This window comes from Nonomuraea sp. 3N208 (genome assembly GCF_052245935.1).
Classification (GTDB): Bacteria; Actinomycetota; Actinomycetes; order Streptosporangiales; family Streptosporangiaceae; genus Nonomuraea.
On record NZ_JBQQBR010000004.1, the window covers coordinates 58,516 to 81,018 of the forward strand.

A 22,503-nucleotide genomic window follows, 5' to 3' on the forward strand; every position below is an offset into this window, starting at 1 on the left:
ATGAGAACACCGATGAGGATTGCCACAGCCCTGTTCGCGCTCGCCCTGGCGGCGACGGCCTGCGGAGGCGAAAGCGCCCAGGAGGCCGCGACGCAAACGGTCGACTTCTGGTACTACCAGCCGACGCCCGACCAGGCCGTCAAGGTCAAGCAGCTCGCCAAGGACTTCGAGTCCGCCAACCCCGGCATCAAGATCAAGCTGACCGAGGTCCCCAAGGACGACTACAACACCAAGCTCGCCACCGCGCTCAACGGCAGTGGCGCCCCCGATGCCGGCTACCTCGACCAGCCCCAGATGGCCAGGTTCGCCGGCGGCGGACAGCTCGCCGAGGTCCCCGCCGGGACGATCGACGAGGCCGACTACTACCCCGGCGCGCTCGGCACCAACAAGGTCGCGGGCAAGCTGATGGGCATCCCCCTCCAGCAGACCACGGTCGTGCTCTTCTACAACAAGCAGTACATCCAGACCCCGCCGACCACATGGGACGAGCTGATCGCCGCGTCCGAGAAGGTCCACCGCGAGCACCCGAATGTCGCCGGAGTCTCCCTGCCCAAGGGTGACGGCTTCGGCGCCTGGATCTTCCCCGCATTCGTCGCGTCGGCCGGCGGAACGATGGTCGACGAGACCGCCAAGAAGATCACCTTCAACGACCCCCAGGGCCAGGAGGCGCTCGGCCTGTGGCGCACCCTGCTGACCAGCTCCCCGAGGAAGATCACCAACACCGACCAGGCGTTCCAAAAGGGCCTGGCCGCCATGACGTTCTCCGGCCCCTGGGACGTCCTGGGCATCCGCGAGCAGTTCCCCCAGCTGAAGTTCGGCGTCTCCCTGCTGCCGAAGAAGCTGGAGGAGGCCTCCACGATCGGAGGCGACAACGGCGTCGTGTTCAGCAAGGCCGACAACCCCGACGCTGCTTGGAAGTGGCTGAAGTTCCTGTCCAGCGCAGAGCACAACGCCCAGTACGCCGACATCACCGGCAACTTCCCCGTCAACAAGAAGGCCGCCGCCACCTCAGCGCTGGCCGGCGACCCCGACATGAAGATCGTCATCCAGCAACTGGAGTCGGCACGTCCCCGTCCCGCGCTCACCGAGTGGATCAAGGTCAATGACGACGTCTTGGCCAAGGCCATCGAGGAAGGCGTGGACGGTGACACATCGCCGGCCGACGCGTTGAACGCCGCCGCCACCCGGGCCACCAAGGTCCTCGGATGGAGCTGATGCGGCAGGCGGGCGCCCGAAAGGGCGCCCGCTCCGACACGTTCGTCGGTTGGCTCTTCGTCGCCCCGGCCATCCTGCACACGATCATCTTCATGGCGGTCCCCGCCGCGGGCGCGTTGTTCCTCAGCTTCACCGATTGGGACATGACCTCCACACCCCGCTGGACCGGCCTGCGGAACTACCAGGAGATCCTCTTCGACCGCGATCTCTACCCCGACTTTTGGATCTCGGTCCGGGTGACCCTTCTCTACGCGGTCCTGGCCGTGCCCGCCGCGCTGTTCACCGGGTTCGTCCAGGCCTACCTGATCGACGCTGTCCGGCGCGGACAGGGCTTCTTCCGGCTCGCGTTCTACCTGCCCGTCGTGACGGCCGAAGCCGCCGTCGCCGCGATCTGGCGGTGGTTGTACGACCCGCAGTTCGGCCTCATCAACGAGGTCCTCGCCCTGATCGGGATCGACGGGCCCGACTGGCTCGGCATCCCGGAAATGGTCGTCCCCGCGCTCGTGCTGATCGCCGCCTGGCAATCGGGCACCGCGATGCTGATCTTCCTGGCCGGACTGAAAGGCATCCCGCGGAACCTGTACGAGGCCGCCGAGATCGACGGCGCGAACCGGCGCGCGCAACTGTTCAGCCTGACGCTCCCGCTGCTGCGCCCCACCACCTTCTACCTGACGGTCACCGGGATCATCTTCGCGCTCCAGATGTTCGGTGTCGTCTACGTGCTCTTCGGCAGGGACATCGGCGGACCCGAGTCGGCCGGCCTCACCTACGTACTGCAGCTGTACGTGTCGGGGTTCCGGGACGGCGAGATGGGCGTGGCCAGCGCCATGTCGTTCCTGCTGTTCATAGCGACCCTGCTCATCACCGCGCTGCAGTTCCGCCTGAGCCGAAGGGACGCCGCCTCATGACCCTGCTCGCCGAACGGACCCGCCGTCCGGTGGGTCACCGACGCCCAGAGCGCCGGTCGGAACGGCGCGCCCCGGCCCCGCTGCGCGTCCTGGCCTTCCTGCTCCTGGCAGCCGGCTCACTCGTCGCGCTCGCCCCGTTCGCCTGGATGGTGGCCACCTCGTTCAAGCAGCCGCAGGACGTGTTCACCTCCACTCCGCACCTGCTGCCGACAACCGAGGAGGGCCACTGGGCGGGCACCCTCGCCAACTACACCGAGGTCTTCGAGCTGGGCGGGTTCGGCGGGGCGTTCCTGAACAGCGTCCTGGTCGTCGCCGTGCTGATCCCGCTCAAGGTCTTCTGCTCGGCACTGGCCGCCTATGCCTTCGCCCGCATCCCCTTTCCCGGGCGGGACCGGCTGTTCGCCGCGCTGCTGGCAACGATCATGCTGCCGAGCGTTGCCCTGCTCGTGCCGAAGGTCTACGTCACCCAGTGGCTCGGCATGGCCGACAGCCTGACCGGCCTGATCGTGCCGAGTCTGGTGTCGGCGTTCGACATCTTCCTGCTCCGCCAGTTCTTCCTGACCCACCCCAAGGAGGTGGAGGAGGCCGCCATGATGGACGGCGCGAGCCGGCTGCGGATCTTCTGGAGCATCGCGCTGCCCATGGCCCGGCCGGCCCTCGCGGTCGTGACGATCACCGCGTTCATCTTCCACTGGAACGACCTGCTCTGGCCCCTGGTCATCCTCAGCGACCAGGACAAGTACACGCTGCCGCTGGCCCTTCAAGCGCTCGCCTCGGGCCGGGTCGCCCAGCCGCACCTCGTCATGGCCGGAGCGGTCGTCGCCGTCATGCCCGTGATCCTCATCTTCCTCATCTTCCAGCGCCGCATCCTCGACGGCATCCAGTTCACCGGCCTCAAGTAATCGGAGCCTTTCTTTGCTCATCACCGCCGAGTACCCGTATTTCCGCGACCGCCCCGAGGTATGGCGGGACCGCCTGACCACCCTCGTCGCTGCTGCCGGCGTCAGGGTGGTCACCACCTACATCCCGTGGCGGCACCACCAGCCCGACGCCGCCGCACCGCCCGACCTGACCGACGCGGTCGCCTTCGTCCAGCTCTGCGGTGAGCTCGGGCTGAAGGTCATCGTCAAGCCTGGCCCGTTCGTCCACGCCGAGCTCAACTACGGCGGTCTGCCTGACTGGGTGTGCCCCCTCTCCGATCCCGCGATCGAGCCGCAGCTGGACGCCGACGGCGCCCCCGTCACGTGGTCGGGTTCCGAACTCGACGCCGACGGCAGCGCCGTCCCGTGGCCGCTTCCAGCCCCCCTCGGTTCGCGCTTCGCCGCGCTCGCCGAGCGGTGGCTGCGCGAGGCGGGCCAAGCCCTGTTCACCCCCGACCTGGTGACGCCCACAGGGCCGATCATCGGGAGCCAGATCGGGAACGAAGGCCTGTTCACCAACGGCGCCCGCCCACTGTCGGCATACGACTACAGCACGTCCGGGCTGGAGTTCTTCCATACCGTCCTGGCCCGTGAGTACGGAGACGTCGCCGGCTACAACGCACGGCACGGCACCGCATACACCGCCCTCGCGGAGGTCGAGCCACCGCGCGGCCCCGCGACCCCCCTCCAGCACGTCGACTGGGGTCGCTTCCACGCCGCCTATCTGAAAGAGGTGCTGCGCAGCTGGACCGATGCGTTCGCCCCACCCGTCCCGGTGGTGCTCAACCTCAACCCGCCCGCGGGCGACGACGGCGACCTGGACTCCTGGCTCGCCCGCGTCCGGCCGGAGACCTGGGACGGCCTGCAGTACGGCTTCACCAACTGGATGGGCGTCGTCTCCGCCGACCGGTCCGCCCACGCCCGCTATGTGATCGCCGCCAAACGCGCCGCCGGACCGAACATGGAGGAGAACTGGGGCTTCTCCAAGCTGTACGACACCGCCTACGCCTCAGGCGCCACCAGCTTCCACCAGACCCTCCTCGCCCTGGCGGCCGGTGCAACCGGATTCAACATCTACACCGCGATCGCCACCACCGACTGGACACCCGCGCTCGACGCCGTCCTGTCCGCCCCCTACCCGGACTGCCCGCCGATCGACGGCGACGGCCGCCCCACCGGCAAGGCCGCGGCCGTGAAGATGCTCGCCGACTACTTCACGCTGCACGGCACGGAATACCTCGAATGCGCTCCCGTCACCTACGCCACCTGGGGCCTTTACACCCCCTACGCCGCGATCGGCGCCTGGTCACCCGGCGCGGCCGAGCAGTGCGGACGGCCACTGCTGAACTTCCACCACCGGATGCGCACGGCCGGCCGCGATTACCGGATCGTCGATCTGGAGTACGCCGACCTGGCCGGGCACGACCGGATCGCTCTTCACGGCGGGCAGTTCATGCACCGCGCAGTCCAAGAGAAACTCGCCGCCCATCTGGCCGCCGGTGGACACGTCCACCTGGAGGGTACGGAACCCCTGGACGACGAGCACGGCGAACCCTGCACCATCCTCGCCGACGCGCTGCACCGCATCGCGCCCCGCAACCTCACCGCGGAGGATCGGATCACCGTCCTGTCCGGTACGGCTGACGCCTACCTCCGAATCCACCCCGGCCACGACGTCTGCTACGTGACCGTCCTTGTCCAAAGCGACTCCGATCCGGTGATCGAACTGGAAGTCCGCCACCGGGGCCGCACCCATCAGATCGAGATCGTCGCGGCCAGGGGCGGCGCGGCCGTCCTGCGTGTCGTCGCGGGCCGACTCCACGACCACCTCGTCAAGGCCACCAACAGCCATCTCGGGTCGGCCGTCTCGGCCTCGATCCGCTTCGACGGCGAGCACATCGCCGCGCCTGCGTCCGCCGATCTGTGCCGGATCGGCGGGTCCACCCCCATCGAGGAGAACGTCGCGTGAAGAAAACAGCCATGACGCTAGGGGGCCTCGCCCTCCTGGCGGGCACCACGATCGCCATACCCCCGGCCAACGCCGAGCCCAAGCCGGTCGCCCGGGTCTGGCTGACCACTGGCGATGAGCGGAACCTGCTGGCCGACCGTACCGATCTCCTCCAGCCCGCCGACCCCGCCGCGCCGACCATCACCGTGAACCCCCGTGAGACCTACCAGAAGATCAACGGCTTCGGCGCGTCCCTCACGGACTCCTCCGCCCACCTGATCTTCACCTCGCCGGACAAGCAAGAGATCATGCGCTCGCTGTTCTCCCCCTCGGGTCGCGGCCTCGGGCTGTCCTACCTGCGCCAGCCGATCGGCTCCTCCGACTTCGTCAACGGACCGCACTACACCTACGACGACATGCCCGCAGGGCAAACCGACCTGGGGCTCAAGCACTTCTCCATTGCCCACGACCGAAAGGAGATCCTGCCCCTGCTGAGGCTCGCCAAGGCGATCAACCCGGGGCTGCGGATCATCGGCACGCCGTGGTCGCCGCCCGCTTGGATGAAGACCAACGACTCACTCATCGGCGGCAGGCTCAAGCCCGACGCCGTCGACGTCTACGCGGACTACCTGGTCAAGTACGTGAAGGCGTACAAGGTCGAAGGAGTGAAGGTCGACGCGCTGACCGTGCAGAACGAGCCGCAGAACCGCAACCCCGACGGCTATCCGGGCATGGACTTGCGGCCCGATGAGGCGGCCGCGGTCATCAAGGCGCTCGGTCCCAAGCTGCGCGCCGCCGGCCTCGACACTCAGATCCTCGGCTACGACCACAACTGGAGCCTGCACCCGAACGACTCCGGACCGGCCGAAGACCCGGCCGATCCCGAGTACGTCAAGACCCTGATGTCCGACGCGCAGGCCGCCAAGGAGATCGACGGGTTGGCCTTCCACTGCTACGCGGGCGACCCTGACCGCATGTCGGCCGCGCATGACGCCTACCCCAGCAAGGACATCCTCCTCACCGAATGCTCCGGCAGCCGGTCTGCCAACCCGGCGACGACCTTCGCCGACACCCTGCACTGGCAGACCCGGCAGCTCACCGTATGGGGAACGCGGCACTGGGCGTCCACCGTGATCTCCTGGAACCTCGCGCTCGACCCTGCCGGCGGCCCCCGCAACGGTGGCTGCGCCACCTGCTTCGGCGTCGTGACCATCGACCCCGCCACCGGCAAGGCCACCCCGACCGCCGAGTACTACGTCCTCGGTCACGCCAGCAAGTTCATCAAGCGCGGAGCCGTCCGCCTGGGCACTTCCTTCTACGCCGGATCCGTCATCGGCGTGACCTTCCGCAACCCCGACGGCTCCATCTACCTCCTGGCCGTCAACGACGACTGGGGATCGGGCAGCCAGCGCTTCAACGTCTCCATGGGGCGCACGAACTTTTCCTACGAGCTTCCCTCCGGCGGCGTGGCGACCTTCCGCCTCCGCTGATCTCATCCACCGATCACAGAAGGGATCCGTGACACGTGCTGGATGTCACCGACGTCTCCCCCGCCAGCGGTCTCCGCCTGCAGCAGTGGAACTGCTCCAGAAGATGTTCGGGTGACATTCCAGTTCCCGAGCCAGCTCGAGCCTTCCTCCTGAATCTTGAGAGGCTGTCGCGCAGCGTACTCATGAGTGGTCGGCTCCGGAGTCCGGGTCCGCTGGCCACCAAGTGACGTGGTGGCCAGCCTCGACGAGCGCGGGGACATGCGCGGGATGATCTTTCAGATGGTGCGGATGGGGCCCACCATCTGTGCAGGTCAGAGTACGAACACCAGCCGTCCAGCCACCACTCTCCTAAAGGCGAGCGCACATCCGGTGACGAGCGCAGAAAGGTCATACCTTCTTGACGACGATCGTGTCCGGGACGAGCTTCTCCAGGTCGTCTACGTCCGAGGTGAAGACGGTGACCTGTCCCTTCTGTTGTCGTGCGATGACGGCGAGCACGGCGTCAATCGCGTACTTGTGGCCGTGCAGCTTGGCATCGGCCAGAAGCCGGCGGGCCTCGCGGGCCTGGTCCTTCCCGATGTCAGCAACGTTGAGCCGGGAGAGTACCCAGTCCCAGCGTTGCTCGGTGATCCTGCCGTCGTATGCCTCGACCACCGTCATCGGAGACGTCACCACCTCCGCCTGGCCTCGAGCGGCGAGATCGAACCAGGCGATCATCTTCCGGTCGCCCCGCACAGCCAGGGACAAGGCCTCGCAGTCGAGCACGAAGATCCGCAGCGGCGTCTGCCCGCGCTCACCGCTTCGCTTGCTCACGCAGCCTCTCCTGCGTTGCGCTTTCCACTGGCGCGGCGGCGCTCGTGCTCGGCGTCGAGATCTTCCAGTTCCTCGATCGCTGCCACGCGCTCGTCTTCGGTGACCGGGCCGTATTCTTCCCCCAGCCAGTTCACCAGTTCCAGCAACCGGTCCCGGTCACGCTTGAAGCGCAACGCCTCGGCGACGTACGCCGACAGGCCGCGCTCGGCCGCCTCCGCGCGGATCTCGTCGAGAAGTTCCTCGGGGATCGTCACCGTTACCTTCTTAGTCGCCATACTAGAGACCATACTCCAGGTATCAGCCTCCTTACCAGCGCTTCAGTGCGCTTCCGATGAGAGGCGGGCAGGTCAACGGGGACCTGCCCCGCATCACATGGTTGCTAAGCGAGGTAGCGGTGCCTATCCAGCGGAACCGACGACAGGCTGTGTCTCGCCGCTGCTGCAGGGTCGGCACCCGAGTGGCGATCGTGGATGGCGGACCCCGACCAAGGTGAGGGACCATGAGGACCCGTTGGGGAGCCGGAGCTGTAGACCGCAGATTTGGCAGTGGTGTCCGTGTAAGTCCTTGATCTGCTGCGCAAGGGCGGAATCGCGGATCACTCGCATCGTGGGTGGACTGTCGGCGCTGCGGGATCGGGGTGCCCTCGTTGAAGGGCACCTCAGCATCCGAATCGGTCGACAGCCCCACTGTGGTGAGCAGCGCGTCGTGGTCGACGCCCTGGAAGTACTTCGCCAGGAGGAGCAGCACGATTTGCGCGCGTACGTCCGCGTGCTGGGTCACGATGGTGTGGACCCATGGTCGCAGGCCACCTATGGGTGCGTGGTCGCGCATCCATCGCTGGGCGGCGCTCGTGCTGGCAGCTGGGACGTCGGACTCGTCCAGCTCCCAGAAGCCGTCATGGAAGAGCTTGAGGACAGGAAACTCGGGATTCGGCCGGTCGTCGGCATGGCCGAACTTCTCGATGAGTGAGGAGATCTCAGCGCTTGTCCGCGCCCAGGTTTCCAGGCGCGGCTCGCTCCGTGCGGCTCGGCCTAGCGCCCATAACAGTGTCAGCGGTTGATTAGGCTCTATGTCTGTGCCGCGAAGGATGATGATCTGGCTGGCGTTGACTCTCCTGCTCGCGGCATGCGGCGGTGAACTCCGGCCCCAGCCTCGGTCCGAGCCCCAAACGGCCTCGCGATCGCCTGCCCCCTCCACACCCACGGCCTCCACGTCCGCCGCGCTCCCGACGTCCACGCCTCGCACGGCCAAGGGTGAGCGGCGCGCCGACGACGTCGACGGTGACGGCCGCGCGGACCTGGTCGTCGCGGTCGACCTGCCCCGCAAGAACCTGCAGTACCTGGCGATCGTGTACGGCTCGTCCCGGGGCCTCCACCCGCGGAAGCGGACGATCGTCTCGTCGGATGTGTTCCGTTCCTGGTTGATCGACGCGGGCGTCAGAGCAGACCTCGACGGCGACGGCTTCGGCGACATCCTGGGACATGGCCGGCCGCGCGACGACCAGCCGATGCGGCCGCACATCTTCTGGGGCGGCCCTCACGGCATCGAGGCCAGGACACCTTCGACTCCGATGGTGCCTCCCACGGAGACCGACGTGGAGTCGTCCCGGGCTGTCGCCGGTGACTTCGACGGGGACGGCGCCGCGGACGTGGCGATGTCCAGCCCGCCCGCCAGCCACCAGGGCGACGCGAAGCTGGTCATCCTGTACGGTCCGTTCAGCCGCGAGGGGGTTGCGAGCCGCCAGAGCGTCCAGCCGTCGCCGACCGGCAGGGAGTTCTGGCGGATGACCGTGGACAGGATCGAAGGGCGGCGTGCGACCGGGCTGATCGTGTACGAGGGCGACGACGGAGAGCAGACCTCCGGCTGGCTGCTGACCGCCGGGCCCGGCGGCCTGTCGAAGGTGGGGCGCCAGCTCAACAAGGGAATGGCGGCCACGTTCGGCGACTTCGACGGCGACGGCGCCAGGGACGTGGCTGTCGGCGATGACGGCAGCCGCAACGACGAGCCCGGCTACGAGACGGAGGCGCCCTCGGTACACGAGACATTAACCGTCTATTACGGGGACGGCCGTACCGGGACATTCAAGGGAACCCAAGGCCCGGCGATCTCCGGTGACTTCAACGGGGACGGCCGCGACGACCTCGCCTTCGGCGGGGGGAACCGCTTCTACGATCCGGTCCGGATCTGGTGGGGCAGTCCGAGTGGCCTGCGCGCCGGCGGCGCAGTCGACGGGGTGAGCCGGGCCGAGCCGCTGGCGGCGGGGGACTACGACGGCGACGGGGACGACGAGCTCGCCTTCGCCGGCGGCGACAACAGCTTCGAGATCATCGTGACCGACGGCAGGAAGGTGCTGGGCCGTTTCGACCTGCCGACTGAATGAGGCGGGCCGACCTCGCCCACCGCGGCGGCAAGGCACGCGCTGTGATGCGGAAGCCAATGCCCTGATGCCGTGGGGCCTTCTTCGTCGGCCCCAACACAGGGCGTCGGACGGCACCAGCCCACGTAGGTACGGCTGACACCATCGGCCCCTGCGCCAGAAGTGGCAAATGTGGCGATATGTTAGATATTCGAGATCATCCCGGCCAAGACGGCATGCCCTTACACGAGTCGAACGAGGTGGGGGTCCAAGCAACGCAACGGGGTGAATTCTCATGGTCGAAAGACTGCTCAACGTCAAGGAGGCCGGCTGGCCTCGGATCTTCGTTCCCATCGGGGTATTCCTCGCGGCGTTCGGCGTGTTCAACTTCGCCGAACTACCGCTCGGCTGGAAAGACCGCGTTCCCCAGATCACCCGCTACCTGGAGGCCACCGTCGGTCTGGGGGCCGAATGGGTACCTGCGGCCCTGTGGACGGCCAAGACCGTCGAGCTCGCGCTCGGCGTCATCGCCATCATCGCGCTGGTCAGACGACACATCGGCCTGCTGGCCACCGCGGTCCTCGGCTGGATGGCCTGGTTCATCTCCTTCTCGGCCCTCGACGTCTGGGCTGCCGACAGGGCCGAGCTTCAGGAACACACGGTGTACTTCGTCATGTTCACGGTCCTGCTGGTGATCCTCCTCGTGGTGAATGCGGCCCGCCAGGCATTACAGCGGCTGGAGGGCAACGCCTCCACGCGGATCGGCGCATAGCCGGGTCGCGGTACGGCCTGCACCCGATGGGCAGGCCGTACCGCGCCGTGCTGCGGCCGGGCCACGACCGGCACCGGGGCAGTTGCCGCGAGAAACGACAGGGCGACGATGGTGAGGTGGGGATGTCGCCTGTCTGATTGGCATCGTTGACGATCACCGATAGGCGAAGACGGCGCTCGGTTGCGGAAGTCACCGAGGCTGTCATCGGCTTTCGCACGTCCGGTGCATCATCTGCGCTGAACCGCTCGTGTTGACGGCAGCCTATGATCAGCAGGCTTGCCGTGGGTGTGGGGGCGGCCGGTGGAGCGGTGACGGTGAAAGGGATCTCGCCCTCGATGGGGTGACCGTCGGAGGAGACCACGCGCCAGGCGATCCGGACCCGTTCCGGCCGCTCCCCCCGGCCGCGGGGCTCGGCTGCCATTCCGACCCGGCGCGGGCGCTGGTCGCCGCGCTCGCCGACAAGGTCATCCCATCTGTGATGTGACAGGTGAGTGCCGGGTGGCCCACGCCGCGGCTACGGCGGTCCCGGCGAGTGAGAAGATCACCGAGGCTGCGATGAGCAACGGGAATCCGGCGACGCCCGCGAGTGCGAGCCCCGCGGCGCTGAGCAGCATGCGCAGGACGCCCAGGACGGAGACCTGCACGGTGACGTCGGTGGCGGCGGTCGCGGGACGGGCCAGGTCCATCGCGATCGTGTAGATCCAGGTGGCCAGCGCCGAGTACGCGATCGCCACGCCCACGACGGCCGCCGTGGCCAAGGCGCGATGGCCCGCTCCGGTGGAGAGCGGCAACAGTCCCGCCAGCGCGATGGCCGTGAAAAGGCCGATCATGATGACCGGACGCCGCCTGCCCCATCGGGCGATCATGGCGCCTGTCCCTAGGCCGGCGGCGATGCCCGCGAGAGGGGCCACGGTGTACTGCGTGAGCGCGATGCGTTCCATCTCCCATCCAGCGGCGAGCAGCATCGCCGACTGCACGGCGGTGGCCAGGTACACCCCCAAGGCCACGAGCGGGACCACCAACACGGTCCACACCGCCGTCCGGCGTGAACAGAACGGTCCGGCCAGCGCCCCCCACGACACGGTCTCCCCCGGCGACGGCGGTTCGGCGAAGCGCGCGAGCACGGCGAGCGGGACGCAGAACACCACCGCCAGAGAGATCAACGTCACCGCCCACCCCGCCCACGCATACAACAGCAGGGCGCCGCCCGAGCCGAGGAGGATGGACAAGCTCGCAGCGGCGACCTGGATGCCGTTGGCGGTGCCCCGTCCGGCGGGCGGGAGCAGGCGAACCGACAGGCCGTTGACGGCGGTGTCGTGGAAGGCCGAGATCACCAGGACCGCCGCGATCACGGCCAGGACAGCGGGCAGATCCGCCACCGGGTCGAGCAGGGCGAGCACGAGCAGGGCGCCGACCATCGCCAGTTGCGTGCCGACCAGCCAGCCGCGGTAGTGGCCGAACCCGGCCGGCCCGTACCGATCCACCACGGGCCCGATGAGGAACCGCGCGAAGTAGATCACCCCGAGCAGGTTGATCAGCGCCACGCTCTGCAGGGAGACTCCCCTGCCGAGCAGGATCGTGCCCAGCCCGGCGAAGAAGAACGAGTAGCCGATGTCGGACACCAGGAACAGCGACCCGATCACCACCAGGGGGCGGGTCACGCCGCCTCCATGGTCAGCCTGCGATAGGCCGCCGAGCCGGCGATCAGCTCGTCGTGGGTGCCGGTGGCCACGATCGTGCCGCCGTCCAGCAGGACCACTCGGTCGGCGCGCCGGATGGTGGACAGGCGGTGGGCGATGATGAGGGTGGTGCGGGTCCCACGGGTTGCCGATAGGCCGTCGTGCAGGGCGCGCTCGGTGTCGGTGTCGAGGTTGGAGACGGCCTCGTCGAGAACGAGAACGGGCGCGCCGGTCAGCAGGGCCCTGGCGATGGCGATGCGCTGGCGCTGGCCGCCGGACAGGAAGGCGCCGCGTTCGCCGCAGAGCGTGCGGTAGCCGTCCGGCAGCTCGGTGATGAAGTCGTGCGCCCCGGCGAGCCTGGCCGCCTGCTCGACTTCGGCGTCGGTGGCGTCGGGACGGCCGAGCCTGATGTTGTCCGCGATCGTGTCGTGGAAGAGGTAAATGTCCTGCGGGACGACGCTGACCGTCCTGCGGAGCTCGGGGGTGGCCAGGTCGCGTACGTCGGCCCGCCCGACGGTGACCGCGCCCGCGGTGACGTCCCAGAAGCGCAGCAGCAGGTTGGCGAGCGTGGTCTTGCCCGCGCCCGAGTGCCCGACGAGGGCCACGGTCTCCCCAGGCTCGATCGTGAACGAGACGCCGCGCAGCACCTCCTCCGCGTTTCCGGGGTAGCCGAAGCGGACCCGGTCGAACGTCACGGCAGGCAGCGGGTCGCGCACCTGCCGGGGCGCGTCCGGCTCCCGCACGTGCGCGGGGTAGCCGATGATCGCCAGGACGCGCGCCGCCGCGGCGCGGACGTCACCGAGCGTACGAGCGGTCGCCGAGACGGTCACGATGGGAGCCAGGGCCGACACGCCGAGGACGATCACGACGGGCAGCCAGCGGGGCTCCACGGCGCCCGCCGCCACCCGGAAGCCGATGACGGCGGCCAGGACGACGAGGCCGAAGCCGAGCAGCGACTCCGACACGACGAGTTCGAGTCCCGCGCGCCGGGCATAGGCGCGGTGTCGCCCGCGTAGGTCCTGGGTACGGGCGAGCACACGCTCCACGGTGTCCCGGCCGCGCCGCGCGAGCGCCAGCTCCCGCAGGCCCTGGATGACGTCCACGGTGTCGGCGGCGGCCGCCCCGGCCGCCGCGCGCACGGCTTGGCCCTGCTCGGCCGCCCGCCGCGCCGGAACCACCGGCACGATGGCGACCAGTACCATCATCACGGCCACGACGACGGCGCTGGGCACGTCCACCGACGCGACGACGGCGACCGCGACCAGGGAGACCGCGACGGCGCCGACATAGTCCCCGGCCGTGTGGGCGAAGAACATCTCCGTGGCCGACACGTCGTTCTTGGCGATGTCGGCCAGCTCGCCGGTCCTGCGGCCGAGCACCCTGCCCGGAGTGGCCCGCTCCAGGCCGTCGAACAGCCGTAGCCGCAGCACCTTCAGCAGCCGGTAGGCCCAGTCGTGTCCGATGTGCTGCTGCCACCACGCGGCGACACCCGCGACCAGGACGCCGACGACGATCCCCAGGGTGAGGGAGTGCCCACTGCCCAGCACGTACGCGGTCAGCGCCGGCAGCAGCGTCACCATGCCGTAGTTGATCAGCCCGGAGGTGATGACCAGGGCGAAGACGAGCGGCCTGGATGCCATGTAGGGCAGCAGCCGCCGCAGGGGGCGGTCCATGGGTGTGGTCACAGCATGGCTCCTGCCTGGACGAGACGGTGATAGGTGCCGGTACGGCTGAGCAGTTGGTCGTGCGAGCCCCGTTCCACGACGCGTCCCCGTTCCAGGACGACGATCTCGTCGGCATCCCGCACGGTGGCCAGGCGATGGGCCACGATGAGGACGGCCCGGTCGCGGCGCAGCCGGTCGAGAGTCTGGTGGACGGTGGTCTCGGTGTGCCGGTCGAGCGCGGCGGTGGCCTCGTCGAGGATCAGCACCGGCGCGTCCTGCAGCAGCGCTCGGGCGATGGCCACGCGTTGCCGCTGCCCGCCCGACAGGCGGCCGCCGCGCTCGTACACCTCGGTGTCGTAACCGCCGGGCATGGCCGCGATGTCGGCCGCCAGCCCGGCGGCCTCCGCAGCGGCCTCGACCTGTTCTAGAGGCGCGTCCGGGCGGGCCAGGGCGATGTTCTCAGCGACGGTGCCGGGGAACAGGTGCGCGTCCTGGCTGACCACCGCAATGGTGCGCCACCACTGGTCCAGCGGCACTTTCCGCAGGTCGTGCCCGTCCACGGTGATGCAGCCCGCGACCGGGTCGAGCAGCCGGGCCAGCAGCGCGACGACCGTACTCTTGCCCGAGCCCGACGACCCCACGAGCGCAACCGTGCGCCCCGGTTCGATGGTGAGGCTGAGGCCGGTCACCGCCTCCTCCTCGCGGCCGGGGTAGCGGTAGGAGAGGTCCTCCACTGCGACGACCGGTGCGGCGCCGATGCGTACCTGCTCATCGTGCGGGACGGGCATGGGTGGCTGCTCGGCGAGGAAGGCGTCCAGCTTGGCCACCGCCGCCGAGGCGGCGAACATCGCGTGCAGGTGCCTGCCTGCCTCCTCGACCGGCACGAACGCGACCAGCACCACGAGCAGCACGGTCAGCGCGGCTGTCCCGGAGATCCGCCCGTCCAGAGCGAGCTGGCCGGCATGCACCACCGCCACGGCCCCCGCGCCGGCGGCGGCCCACCGGCCGGCCAGGGTCTGCGTGAACAGGAGCCCCAGCGTCCGCATGCTCGCCACGCGCACGATCTCCGCCTGGGCCGCCAGCCGGTCCCGGATCCGCGGCGCGGCCCCGAAGGACTTGGCGGTGGCCATGCCCTGGACGGCTTCGACGAACCCGGCGTCCATGGCGTGCAGGTCGGCGAACACCCGGTTGTGGCCGCTCCTGCCGATCGTGTTCCAGATGGGCGGCGCGAGCTGCATCACCACGAGGGCGGCCGCGAGCAGCGCTCCGCCGAGCGGGTCGACGGCCGCGACGACCGCGGCCGCGAGCAGGGGCCCGATCCAGGACAGCAGCCGGGCGGGGCGTCCCCTGGCCACCACGTTCGCGATCGCGGTGACGCTCTCCACCAGGGTCGCCGCGAGGTCCCCGGTACGCCGGGCCGCCGTGTACGCCGGTCCCAGCGCCAGCAGGTGCTCCAGTAACCGGCGGCGTACCGTCACCGTGACCTTGTGGCCGATGGCCTCGGCGATCGACTCGCACGCCCACAGCAGCAGAGCGCGGACCGCCACCATGGCCGCCGCCAGCCACAACCCCCACAGCGCCGACGTCCAGGGGCGGCCGGCGAGCGGCGCGGCGAGCAGCGTCGCGAGTCCCCAGGCCTGGACCAGCCGGGTGACCACGATGCCGGTCGCAAAGGCGACGCTACCCGCCACTGGCACCATGGCGGCACGCACGGCCAGATTCAACACACTCATGATCGCCTCCTAAACTGACTGACAGTCAGTCGCAACTTAGCGGAAACGATTTTCATTGACAAGAGGTGGGTGCGCGCATCCACTAGGGTCGGCAGGAGCCGGAAGGAGGCAGGTTGGCCAGGACCAAACCCAGCAAGGAGCGGCGCAGCGACCTGCTCGATGCCGCAGAGTCACTCGTCCTGACCCACGGCGTGGACGCCCTCAAGATCGATGACGTGGTCGTCGGCGCGGGAGTCGCCAAAGGGACCTTCTACCTGCACTTCGCCAGTAAGGACGAGCTCCTTGCCGCCCTTCGGGACCGCTATGTGGAGCGGTTCGTGGCACGCCAGCGGCAGACCTCCGACAAGGAGACCGGCATCGCGCGGGTGCAGGCCTGGCTGCTGGCCGGTATCACCGAATACCTGTCCGACACCCGCCTGCACGACGTCCTCTTCCGGCACGAGTCCCACGCCGCGCAGCCGGTTGACCAGCCGCGGCCCAACCTCGCCATCGACGCGCTACGCGACCTCCTCGAAGAGACCGCGCTCCTCCCCGACCCCGGAGCGACCGCCATCGCGCTCTATCACGTCATGCACGGAATCGCCGACCACATCCTCCATGCGCCACACGACAGACGGCGGCTATTGGACGAGGCCAGCCGCATCTGCCAGGCCCTGCTCGAAACCTGATCCCTCCCCCGAACGCATCCAGCGCAGCCCTTCAGGCCGCCACGTGCGACCCGATCGGCGCGGACATCAAGCCGGATTCATGCGGTCCCGGCGAGCGCTCGATGACGATCGTGTCCATGCGCCGGGATCCAGCTGACTGACGCGGCCCGCGGCTTCCTCAAGGCGCTGGCCAGCGATACCCGCCAGCAGATCCTCTTCCTGTTTGAGGGCGGGGTGGAGTTGACGGTCAACGAGGTGGCCGAGCGGCTCTCGCTCGCCCAGTCGGCCGCCTCCACCCATCTGGCGACGCTCCGCGACGGCGGGGTGCTCACCGGGCGGCGCGAATGGAAGACCGTCCATTACCGCGCTAATCCCGACGGCGTGCGACGCGCCCTGACGGATCTGCAGGATGCCCTGCAGGCGTGCTGCCCTCCCGGGGACGGCCCGTTCGCCGGCGGGTGCGGATAGGCCCGGACCAGGTCATCCCTCGATCGAGCTCGCGCCGATCCGGCGTCCCGGCAACTTAGGCCAATATCTAATTTGACAGATCTCTAATCAGTGCGGCATGCTGCTTATTACTTCGAAAGTCATCTAAACAGGAGATGTGCGATGCGTGCTCTACTGCGCCGGTTCCGCCGTGACACCACCGTCACGTTCGACGAGATCCGCGGCGAGGTCTGCGACGCCGCCTGCCGGGCCGGCGCCGCGATCGATCGTGCCCGCACCACGAGCCTGATGCTCCGCTAGCCACCCGACGACCGAATGCGAGTGAGGCAATCATGAGTGACGGATGCTGCGGCACCACTGCGCCCCTGGAGGCAGAGCAGCCCATGAGCAGGATCGAGGCCGGCGAGCTGCCGGTGGTGGTCATCGGCGCGGGCCCGGTCGGTCTGGCCGCCGCCGGCAACTTGGCCGAGCGCGGCCTGGACTTCCTGGTCTTGGAGGCCGGCGAGCAGGTGGCCGCCTCGGTCGCGCAGTGGGGGCACGTCCGGGTGTTCAGCCCGTGGAGGTTCAACATCGACGCCGCCGCCAAGCGCCTGCTGGAGGCCGACGGCTGGAGCGAGCCGGACCCCGAGTGGCTGCCCACCGGCGCCGAGCTGATCACTGACTATCTCGCTCCGCTGGCCAAGCTGTTCGGCGACAAGGTACGGCTCAGCACCAAGGTGACGGCGATCAGCCGCCTCGGCTATGACCGGGTCCGGACCAGCGGCCGCGAAGACGTCCCGTTCCTGATCCGTCTCGACGGCGGTGAGGAGTTGCCGGCCCGCGCGATCATCGACGCCTCCGGCACCTACTTCACGCCGAACGTCCTGGGTGCCAGCGGCCTGCCCGCCTACGGCGAGGGGGAGGCGGGCGAGCTGGTCGACCACGCCCTGCCCGACGTGCTCGGCGCCGACCGTGAAATCTACGAGGGCAAGCACACGCTGGTCGTGGGCGCCGGTCACTCGGCAGCCACCACCTTGCTCGCCCTCGCACAGCTCGACGACACTCAGATCACCTGGGCGATCCGTGCGGGCAGCGCCAGCCGTACCTATGGCGGCGGCGCGGCCGACGCGCTGCCCGCACGCGGCGCGCTCGGCACCCGCCTGCGCGCCCACGTGGATTCGGGCCGCATCCAGCTGCTGACCGGCTTCTTCGCCCACTCCGTCACCCGACGTGGCGACCAGGTGAGCGTGGTCAGCCGTGACCCGTCCGGTGCCGAGCAGTCGGTCACGGTGGACCGCATCGTGGCCGCGACGGGCTACCGCCCGGACCACTCCATCGCCTCCGAGCTGCGTCTGGACCTGGATCCGATCCTCGGCTCCACCCGGCAGCTGGCCCCGCTGATCGACCCCAATCAGCACTCCTGTGGCACCGTGCCCGCGCACGGCGTCGATGAGCTGGCCCACCCCGAACCGGGCTACTACGCCGTCGGCGTCAAGAGCTACGGCCGTGCCCCGACGTTCCTGATGGCCACCGGCTACGAGCAGGTCCGCTCGGTTGTCGCGGCCATCGCGGGCGACTGGGAGGCGGCCCGCGACGTGCAGCTCGACCTGCCGGAGACCGGCGTGTGCTCCTCCAACCTCGCCGAGGCCCAGGAGCAGCGTGTCGGCCTGGCTACCGGGATCAGCGGTGGCCTGCTGGCCACCCCGCTGCCGCTGGCCACCGTCGGCGCCTCCAGCGACGGCGGCGGCTGCTGCGGCTGAAAGCAGGGATGGACATGTCAGACGGATATCCCACCGCCGCCCAGAAGGAGGCCTTGCGCCTCATCTGTGACCACGGCCGGTTGCACACCGAAGAGCTGGGCCGCCATTTGGTCAGCGCCCGGCGATCCAGCACCAACCCGGGCTTCGCGCCGGCCATCGCCCGCATGGCCGGCACCCTGGCCTGGCGGCTGGAGGCCCAGGGCTTCATCGCCGAAACGGGAGACGAGTGGACGACGACCGCGGACGGCCGCCGCCTGATCTCGTGCTCCAGCGAGCCGGAGTGAGCTTCACCACCGAGACCGCCGCCCCAGGAACCAGGGGCGGCGGTCAGCCGCTTCCCGGCTACGGCAGGCGGATCGTCGCCGCGCTGGCCGTCACCCAGACCATCGGGTACGGCGTGCTCTACTACGCCTTTTCCGTCTTCCTCGCGCCGATGGCCCGCGACCTGCACGCCACCAACGCTCAGATCGCCGCCGCGCTCACCCTGTCGATCCTGATCGCCGCGCTGTGCGCGCCGCTGGTCGGCCGCCGGCTCGATGCCCGCGGCGGCCGTGGCCTCATGACCGCCGGATCGATTCTCGGCACGGCTGCCGTGCTGGCCTGGTCGCGAGTGGAGAGCCTGTGGCAGCTGTACGCGGTGTTCGCCGCGATGGGCATCGCCTGCGCCATGGTGCTCTACGAGTCGGCCTTCGCCGTCATCGTCAGCTGGTTCGACGGCCTTGCCCGGGAACGCGGTCGGGCCAACGCCCTGCTCGCGCTCACTGTCGTTGCCGGTTTCGCCTCCTCGATCTTCCTGCCGCTCACCGGGCTGCTGGTGGAGTGGTACGGCTGGCGCCAGGCTCTGGTCGTCCTGGCGCTGATCTACGGCGTGGCCGCGATCCCCCTGCATGCGCTCGTCCTGCGCCGCCGTACCCACGCCAAGCACGAGCCCGCCACCGCGGAAGAGCGTGCCGGCATCGTCAAGGCCGCCACCCGTCGGCGGCCGTTCTGGCTGCTGGTGCTCGCCTTCACCGCCAACGGCGGCGCGGCGGCGGTGATGGCGGTGCTGCTCATCACCTACCTCATCCACCTCGGGCACTCACCCGTCCTGGCCGCGACGCTGGCCGGACTCCTGGGGGTGCTGTCGGTGACCGGACGCCTGCTTACCACCGGCCTGCAACGCCGCCTGCCCGCCGCACTCATCGCCGCCGCGATCTTCGCCCTGCAGGGCGTCTCCGTCCTGCTGCTGCCGCTGGTCGGGCGTACGGTGCCGGGTGCCATCGGCTGCGTGCTGGGATTCGGGCTCGGCTTCGGCATCGCCTCCATCACCCTGCCGCACCTGCTGGTCGGCCGGTACGGCACCGCGGCCTACGCCTCGTTGTCCGGCCGTATCGCGGCGTTCTCCGTCGCTGACAAGGCCCTCGCTCCGCTGGGAGCGGTCGCGCTCGCCCAAGCAGTGGGCTATGTCTGGGTGATGGGCGCGGTCGCCGCCGCCTGTGTGATCGCCGCGTTGGCCTTGGTCGCCTACCATCGCGTATGATTTCGATAGATTTCGAAGTAAGGGGTGCCGGATGACCGCTGTCACGATCCAGTGCTGCGCGCCGATCGCGCGCGAGCCGCTGTCGGAGACCGACGCCGCCGAGCTGGCGGTCATGCTGAAGGCCGTCGCCGATCCGGTACGGCTGCGCCTGCTGTCGATGATCGGCTCCCACGCCGGAGGCGAGGCCTGCGTGTGCGACCTCACCGACGCCTTCGACCTGACGGCGCCCACGATCTCGCACCACCTCAAGGTCTTGCGTACGGCGGGCTTGATCGACGGCGAGCGGCGCGGCACCTGGGCCTACTACCGGATCATCCCCGAGGCGGTGAACAAGCTGGGCGCTCTGTTCGCGCCGCTCACCGAGCCCGCGTCCAGCAGGCCCGGTGAGCTGGAGCTCACCCCTGCATGACCGATCAACCCCGCGCGGTCGACGTCCTGGTCATCGGCGGTGGCCAGGCGGGCTTAGCCGCCGGCTATTACCTGCGCCGCGCCAAGGGCGACTTCGTCACCCTCGACGCCCAAGACCGATCGGGCGGGGCGTGGCGGCATGCCCGGCCCTCGCTGCGGCTGTTCTCATCCGCTCAGTACAGCTCGCCGCCCTGCCGCATGATGCCCTCGCCTCCCGGCGGCGGCTACCCGAGTGCGCCCGCCTCACACCCACAGGGATCGCCTGGAGCGACGGCACCACACTGGATGCCGACGCCATCATCTAGTACACCGGCTTTCGCCCTGCCCTGGGCCATCTGGTGCCGCTGCGGCTGCGCGGCCATGACGGGCTCATCCCGACCGAAGGCACCCAAGCCGTAAGCGAGCCACGTCTGCACCTGCTCGGCTAGGGCGACTGGATCGGCTCCTCCGCGGCCACCCTCATCGGCGCCCGCCGTACCGCCCGGCAACTCGCCGCCCAGCTATAGCAGCCACGCGCCCGCTGAGCCAGACGACATCCGAATAATTCGACCGCCATCTATCTTGACGAGTATCTAATCAGCATGAGATGGTGACTACTGATTAGACATCCATCTAACTGTTTTGGGTGGCGGCCTCCGCCGCTCCCGTGAAGGGGAACACCATGACGAACCAGAGCAGCGGCGGCTTCATCGGCGACGTGCGCGAGGCGTTCACCCCGCCCGCGGCCGGAGGCTGCTGCGGAGCCCCCACCACCATCCCCACCGCCAGCCTCTCCGGCGCGAGTGACACTGATGAGGCGGCCACGAGCTGCTGCGGCAGCCCGGCCGCGGCGCAGCAGGCCGCCCAGGCCGGTTGCTGCGGCCAGGCCCCGGCGCCCGCCACCGCTTCGACCGCCACCGCTTCGGCCACCGGCGCCACCTCCACCGGATGCTGCGGATGATCCCCGCGGCCCCGAACGTGGACCGGGCTGAGCTGGACCTGCCGGCCCTCGTGGAGCGGGTATCGGTGGCGCGGATGCGGGCCACGGTGCACGAGCTGGCCGGCGATCGCTACGCCGGGCGGCGCGTGGGCACGCCTGGCGGCCACGCCGCCGCCACCTGGCTCGCCGAGCGGCTCGGCGAGCTGGGCGCCGAGGTGCAGCTGTCGGGCTTCGACGTGGCGGACGTGCGCGAGCTGTACGAGACCCCCGTCCTCGAATGGAGCGCTGGCAGGCGGGCGCGGCGCCTGGCGCACCGCCGCGACTTCGTCGAGCACCTGGCCTCCGCCGAGCTGCCCCGCCCGCGCTCCGCCCCGCTGGCCGGGCCCTCCGAGACCAGCCTGCGCGGCCGGTGGGTGCTGGCCGAGGCCGGAGACTGGGCGCGGGTGTGTGAGCGGGCCGAGGCGCAGGGTGCGGCCGGAGTGCTGACCGCACGCGGCGCCGACGCCGACGGCTGGATGCCCAAGATGATCGCCGGCCCGCCCGCCCGCCAGGTGCCCGTCATCGCCCTGCACACCGAGGTGCACGCGCGCATGGCCGAAGCCCTGGCAGGCGGCCCGGTCCAGGTGACCGGGTCGATGCCGCTGCGGCGGATCGCCACCCGCGGCCACAACGTCTACGCCCGCTTCCCGCACACCCCCCACCTCGAGGGAGGCGATGACCGGGAGGGCAGGTCGCGGGTGCTGCTGACCGCGCACTACGACGGTGTCGGCGACGACCCCGACCGGCGGCTGCCCGCGGCCGCCGACAATGCCTCAGGCGTGGCCGCGGTCCTGGAGGCCGCCCGCGTCCTGTCGGCCGCACCGGCACCTGCGGTGCGGGAGCTGACGGTGGCCTTCCTGGACGCCGAGGAAGCAGGCGCATGGGGGTCGGCCCACCACGCCCCCGCCCTGCCGCCGGACACGCTGGTGATCAACCTCGATGGTGCCGCCCAGCTGCACCAGGCCGCTTCCGTCGAGGCGGGCGGGCCCGCCCACGCCCTGCTGGCCGTCCTGGACCAGGCGGCCCGCCGGACCGGGGTGCCGCTGCGGGCAGGCGCCATGGCCTCCGACAACCGCCGCTACGCCGCCGCCGGACTGGCCGCGATCGGCATCGGCATGGGCATGCCCGGCTACCAGACCCCCGCCGAAACCCCCGACCGCGTCCAGCCGGACACCCTTGTGGCAGCGGCCCGCCTGCTGGTGGCCACCGTGTGGCTGCTGTCCGGCCGGTGCGCGGCCTGACCTGGCTCTATGAGTGTGAGCGGGCCCCACCTACGCGTCGGGTTTG

The 22,503-nt window shown here is 69.7% G+C and carries 25 protein-coding genes; 18 read left to right on the plus strand and 7 right to left on the minus strand.

Annotation, left to right across the window (positions count from 1 at the left end; translation table 11 throughout):
- Positions 1-12 precede the first annotated feature (12 nt).
- Genes ACTWPT_RS06605 through ACTWPT_RS06625 form a run of 5 tightly spaced genes read left to right on the plus strand, consistent with a single transcriptional unit; the run spans position 13 to position 6,481 of the window.
- Positions 13-1,215, plus strand: coding sequence for an ABC transporter substrate-binding protein (locus ACTWPT_RS06605; protein ID WP_443176343.1), 1,203 nt, complete (start codon positions 13-15; stop codon positions 1,213-1,215).
- Positions 1,206-2,123 (plus strand): carbohydrate ABC transporter permease, encoded by a 918-nt coding sequence (locus ACTWPT_RS06610; protein WP_443176344.1) that lies wholly within the window; start codon positions 1,206-1,208, stop codon positions 2,121-2,123. Before ACTWPT_RS06605 ends, ACTWPT_RS06610 begins: the two co-directional genes overlap by 10 nt.
- Positions 2,120-3,025 carry a carbohydrate ABC transporter permease gene (locus ACTWPT_RS06615; protein WP_443176345.1) on the plus strand — a complete coding sequence of 302 codons (906 nt, stop codon included), beginning with the start codon at positions 2,120-2,122 and terminating at the stop codon, positions 3,023-3,025. Before ACTWPT_RS06610 ends, ACTWPT_RS06615 begins: the two co-directional genes overlap by 4 nt.
- 13 nt (positions 3,026-3,038) lie before the next feature.
- Positions 3,039-5,012, plus strand: coding sequence for a beta-galactosidase (locus ACTWPT_RS06620; protein WP_443176346.1), 1,974 nt, complete (start codon positions 3,039-3,041; stop codon positions 5,010-5,012).
- On the plus strand, positions 5,009-6,481 hold the full coding sequence (locus ACTWPT_RS06625; protein WP_443176347.1) for a glycoside hydrolase family 30 protein: 1,473 nt from the start codon (positions 5,009-5,011) through the stop codon (positions 6,479-6,481). The genes ACTWPT_RS06620 and ACTWPT_RS06625 overlap by 4 nt, the downstream gene beginning before the upstream one ends.
- Before the next feature lie 387 nt (positions 6,482-6,868).
- Here the strand turns inward: ACTWPT_RS06625 and ACTWPT_RS06630 are convergent, their stop codons facing one another.
- Both ACTWPT_RS06630 and ACTWPT_RS06635 read right to left on the minus strand, forming a co-directional pair.
- Positions 6,869-7,294, minus strand: a complete 426-nt coding sequence (locus ACTWPT_RS06630; RefSeq protein ID WP_443176348.1) for a hypothetical protein — start codon at positions 7,292-7,294, stop codon at positions 6,869-6,871.
- Positions 7,291-7,569 (minus strand): CopG family transcriptional regulator, encoded by a 279-nt coding sequence (locus ACTWPT_RS06635; RefSeq protein ID WP_443176349.1) that lies wholly within the window; start codon positions 7,567-7,569, stop codon positions 7,291-7,293. Before ACTWPT_RS06635 ends, ACTWPT_RS06630 begins: the two co-directional genes overlap by 4 nt.
- A 430-nt stretch (positions 7,570-7,999) precedes the next feature.
- On the opposite strand from ACTWPT_RS06635, the gene ACTWPT_RS06640 reads away from it, so the two are divergent.
- The 3 genes from ACTWPT_RS06640 to ACTWPT_RS06650 all read left to right on the plus strand — a co-directional run bounded on the left by ACTWPT_RS06640 (position 8,000) and on the right by ACTWPT_RS06650 (position 10,422).
- Positions 8,000-8,263 (plus strand): hypothetical protein, encoded by a 264-nt coding sequence (locus ACTWPT_RS06640; protein ID WP_443176350.1) that lies wholly within the window; start codon positions 8,000-8,002, stop codon positions 8,261-8,263.
- Positions 8,264-8,369: 106 nt separating this feature from the next.
- Positions 8,370-9,674: an FG-GAP repeat domain-containing protein gene (locus ACTWPT_RS06645; protein WP_443176351.1), complete on the plus strand. Its 1,305-nt coding sequence runs from the start codon at positions 8,370-8,372 to the stop codon at positions 9,672-9,674.
- A gap of 271 nt (positions 9,675-9,945) precedes the next feature.
- Entirely contained in the window at positions 9,946-10,422 is a 477-nt protein-coding gene (locus tag ACTWPT_RS06650) for a hypothetical protein (protein WP_443176352.1), read from the plus strand.
- On the opposite strand, the gene ACTWPT_RS06655 is transcribed toward ACTWPT_RS06650, so the two are convergent.
- The gene (locus tag ACTWPT_RS06655) at positions 10,328-10,795 is read right to left on the minus strand and encodes a copper resistance protein CopC (protein WP_443176653.1); all 468 of its coding nucleotides are present in this window, start codon (positions 10,793-10,795) and stop codon (positions 10,328-10,330) included. The two genes, ACTWPT_RS06650 and ACTWPT_RS06655, sit on opposite strands and share 95 nt — an antisense overlap.
- Between ACTWPT_RS06655 and ACTWPT_RS06660 the strand changes: the two genes are divergently transcribed.
- Positions 10,763-10,906 carry a hypothetical protein gene (locus tag ACTWPT_RS06660; RefSeq protein WP_443176663.1) on the plus strand — a complete coding sequence of 48 codons (144 nt, stop codon included), beginning with the start codon at positions 10,763-10,765 and terminating at the stop codon, positions 10,904-10,906. The two genes, ACTWPT_RS06655 and ACTWPT_RS06660, sit on opposite strands and share 33 nt — an antisense overlap.
- On the opposite strand, the gene ACTWPT_RS06665 is transcribed toward ACTWPT_RS06660, so the two are convergent.
- From ACTWPT_RS06665 to ACTWPT_RS06675, 3 genes are read right to left on the minus strand one after another with little or no spacing between them, the layout of a single operon-like run.
- Positions 10,887-12,083: an MFS transporter gene (locus ACTWPT_RS06665; protein ID WP_443176353.1), complete on the minus strand. Its 1,197-nt coding sequence runs from the start codon at positions 12,081-12,083 to the stop codon at positions 10,887-10,889. The two genes, ACTWPT_RS06660 and ACTWPT_RS06665, sit on opposite strands and share 20 nt — an antisense overlap.
- Positions 12,080-13,786, minus strand: a complete 1,707-nt coding sequence (locus ACTWPT_RS06670) for an ABC transporter ATP-binding protein (protein ID WP_443176354.1) — start codon at positions 13,784-13,786, stop codon at positions 12,080-12,082. The genes ACTWPT_RS06665 and ACTWPT_RS06670 overlap by 4 nt, the downstream gene beginning before the upstream one ends.
- Positions 13,783-15,498 (minus strand): ABC transporter ATP-binding protein, encoded by a 1,716-nt coding sequence (locus ACTWPT_RS06675; RefSeq protein WP_443176355.1) that lies wholly within the window; start codon positions 15,496-15,498, stop codon positions 13,783-13,785. Before ACTWPT_RS06675 ends, ACTWPT_RS06670 begins: the two co-directional genes overlap by 4 nt.
- A 113-nt stretch (positions 15,499-15,611) precedes the next feature.
- Here ACTWPT_RS06675 and ACTWPT_RS06680 point away from each other — a divergent pair, with 113 nt between their 5' ends.
- From ACTWPT_RS06680 to ACTWPT_RS06715, 8 genes are all read left to right on the plus strand, one after another.
- The gene (locus tag ACTWPT_RS06680) at positions 15,612-16,166 is read left to right on the plus strand and encodes a TetR/AcrR family transcriptional regulator (protein WP_443176356.1); all 555 of its coding nucleotides are present in this window, start codon (positions 15,612-15,614) and stop codon (positions 16,164-16,166) included.
- 165 nt (positions 16,167-16,331) lie between these two features.
- Positions 16,332-16,613 carry an ArsR/SmtB family transcription factor gene (locus tag ACTWPT_RS06685; RefSeq protein WP_443176654.1) on the plus strand — a complete coding sequence of 94 codons (282 nt, stop codon included), beginning with the start codon at positions 16,332-16,334 and terminating at the stop codon, positions 16,611-16,613.
- Positions 16,614-16,754: 141 nt separating this feature from the next.
- Complete coding sequence (locus tag ACTWPT_RS06690) at positions 16,755-16,892, plus strand: hypothetical protein (RefSeq protein WP_443176357.1); 138 nt, start codon at positions 16,755-16,757, stop codon at positions 16,890-16,892.
- 32 nt (positions 16,893-16,924) lie between these two features.
- Positions 16,925-18,331: an FAD-dependent oxidoreductase gene (locus tag ACTWPT_RS06695; protein ID WP_443176358.1), complete on the plus strand. Its 1,407-nt coding sequence runs from the start codon at positions 16,925-16,927 to the stop codon at positions 18,329-18,331.
- 14 nt (positions 18,332-18,345) lie between these two features.
- Entirely contained in the window at positions 18,346-18,615 is a 270-nt protein-coding gene (locus ACTWPT_RS06700) for a hypothetical protein (protein ID WP_305922982.1), read from the plus strand.
- Positions 18,612-19,850, plus strand: coding sequence for an MFS transporter (locus ACTWPT_RS06705; RefSeq protein ID WP_443176359.1), 1,239 nt, complete (start codon positions 18,612-18,614; stop codon positions 19,848-19,850). Before ACTWPT_RS06700 ends, ACTWPT_RS06705 begins: the two co-directional genes overlap by 4 nt.
- 31 nt (positions 19,851-19,881) lie before the next feature.
- A complete protein-coding gene (locus tag ACTWPT_RS06710) occupies positions 19,882-20,259 on the plus strand; it encodes a metalloregulator ArsR/SmtB family transcription factor (RefSeq protein ID WP_443176360.1) in 378 nt (125 codons plus the stop codon).
- Complete coding sequence (locus ACTWPT_RS06715; RefSeq protein ID WP_443176361.1) at positions 20,256-20,657, plus strand: NAD(P)-binding protein; 402 nt, start codon at positions 20,256-20,258, stop codon at positions 20,655-20,657. The genes ACTWPT_RS06710 and ACTWPT_RS06715 overlap by 4 nt, the downstream gene beginning before the upstream one ends.
- Before the next feature lie 213 nt (positions 20,658-20,870).
- Here ACTWPT_RS06715 and ACTWPT_RS06720 read toward each other — a convergent pair whose 3' ends face one another.
- Complete coding sequence (locus ACTWPT_RS06720) at positions 20,871-21,167, minus strand: hypothetical protein (protein ID WP_443176362.1); 297 nt, start codon at positions 21,165-21,167, stop codon at positions 20,871-20,873.
- 18 nt (positions 21,168-21,185) lie between these two features.
- On the opposite strand from ACTWPT_RS06720, the gene ACTWPT_RS06725 reads away from it, so the two are divergent.
- The gene (locus tag ACTWPT_RS06725; RefSeq protein ID WP_443176363.1) at positions 21,186-22,457 is read left to right on the plus strand and encodes a M28 family metallopeptidase; all 1,272 of its coding nucleotides are present in this window, start codon (positions 21,186-21,188) and stop codon (positions 22,455-22,457) included.
- Positions 22,458-22,503: the final 46 nt, after the last annotated feature.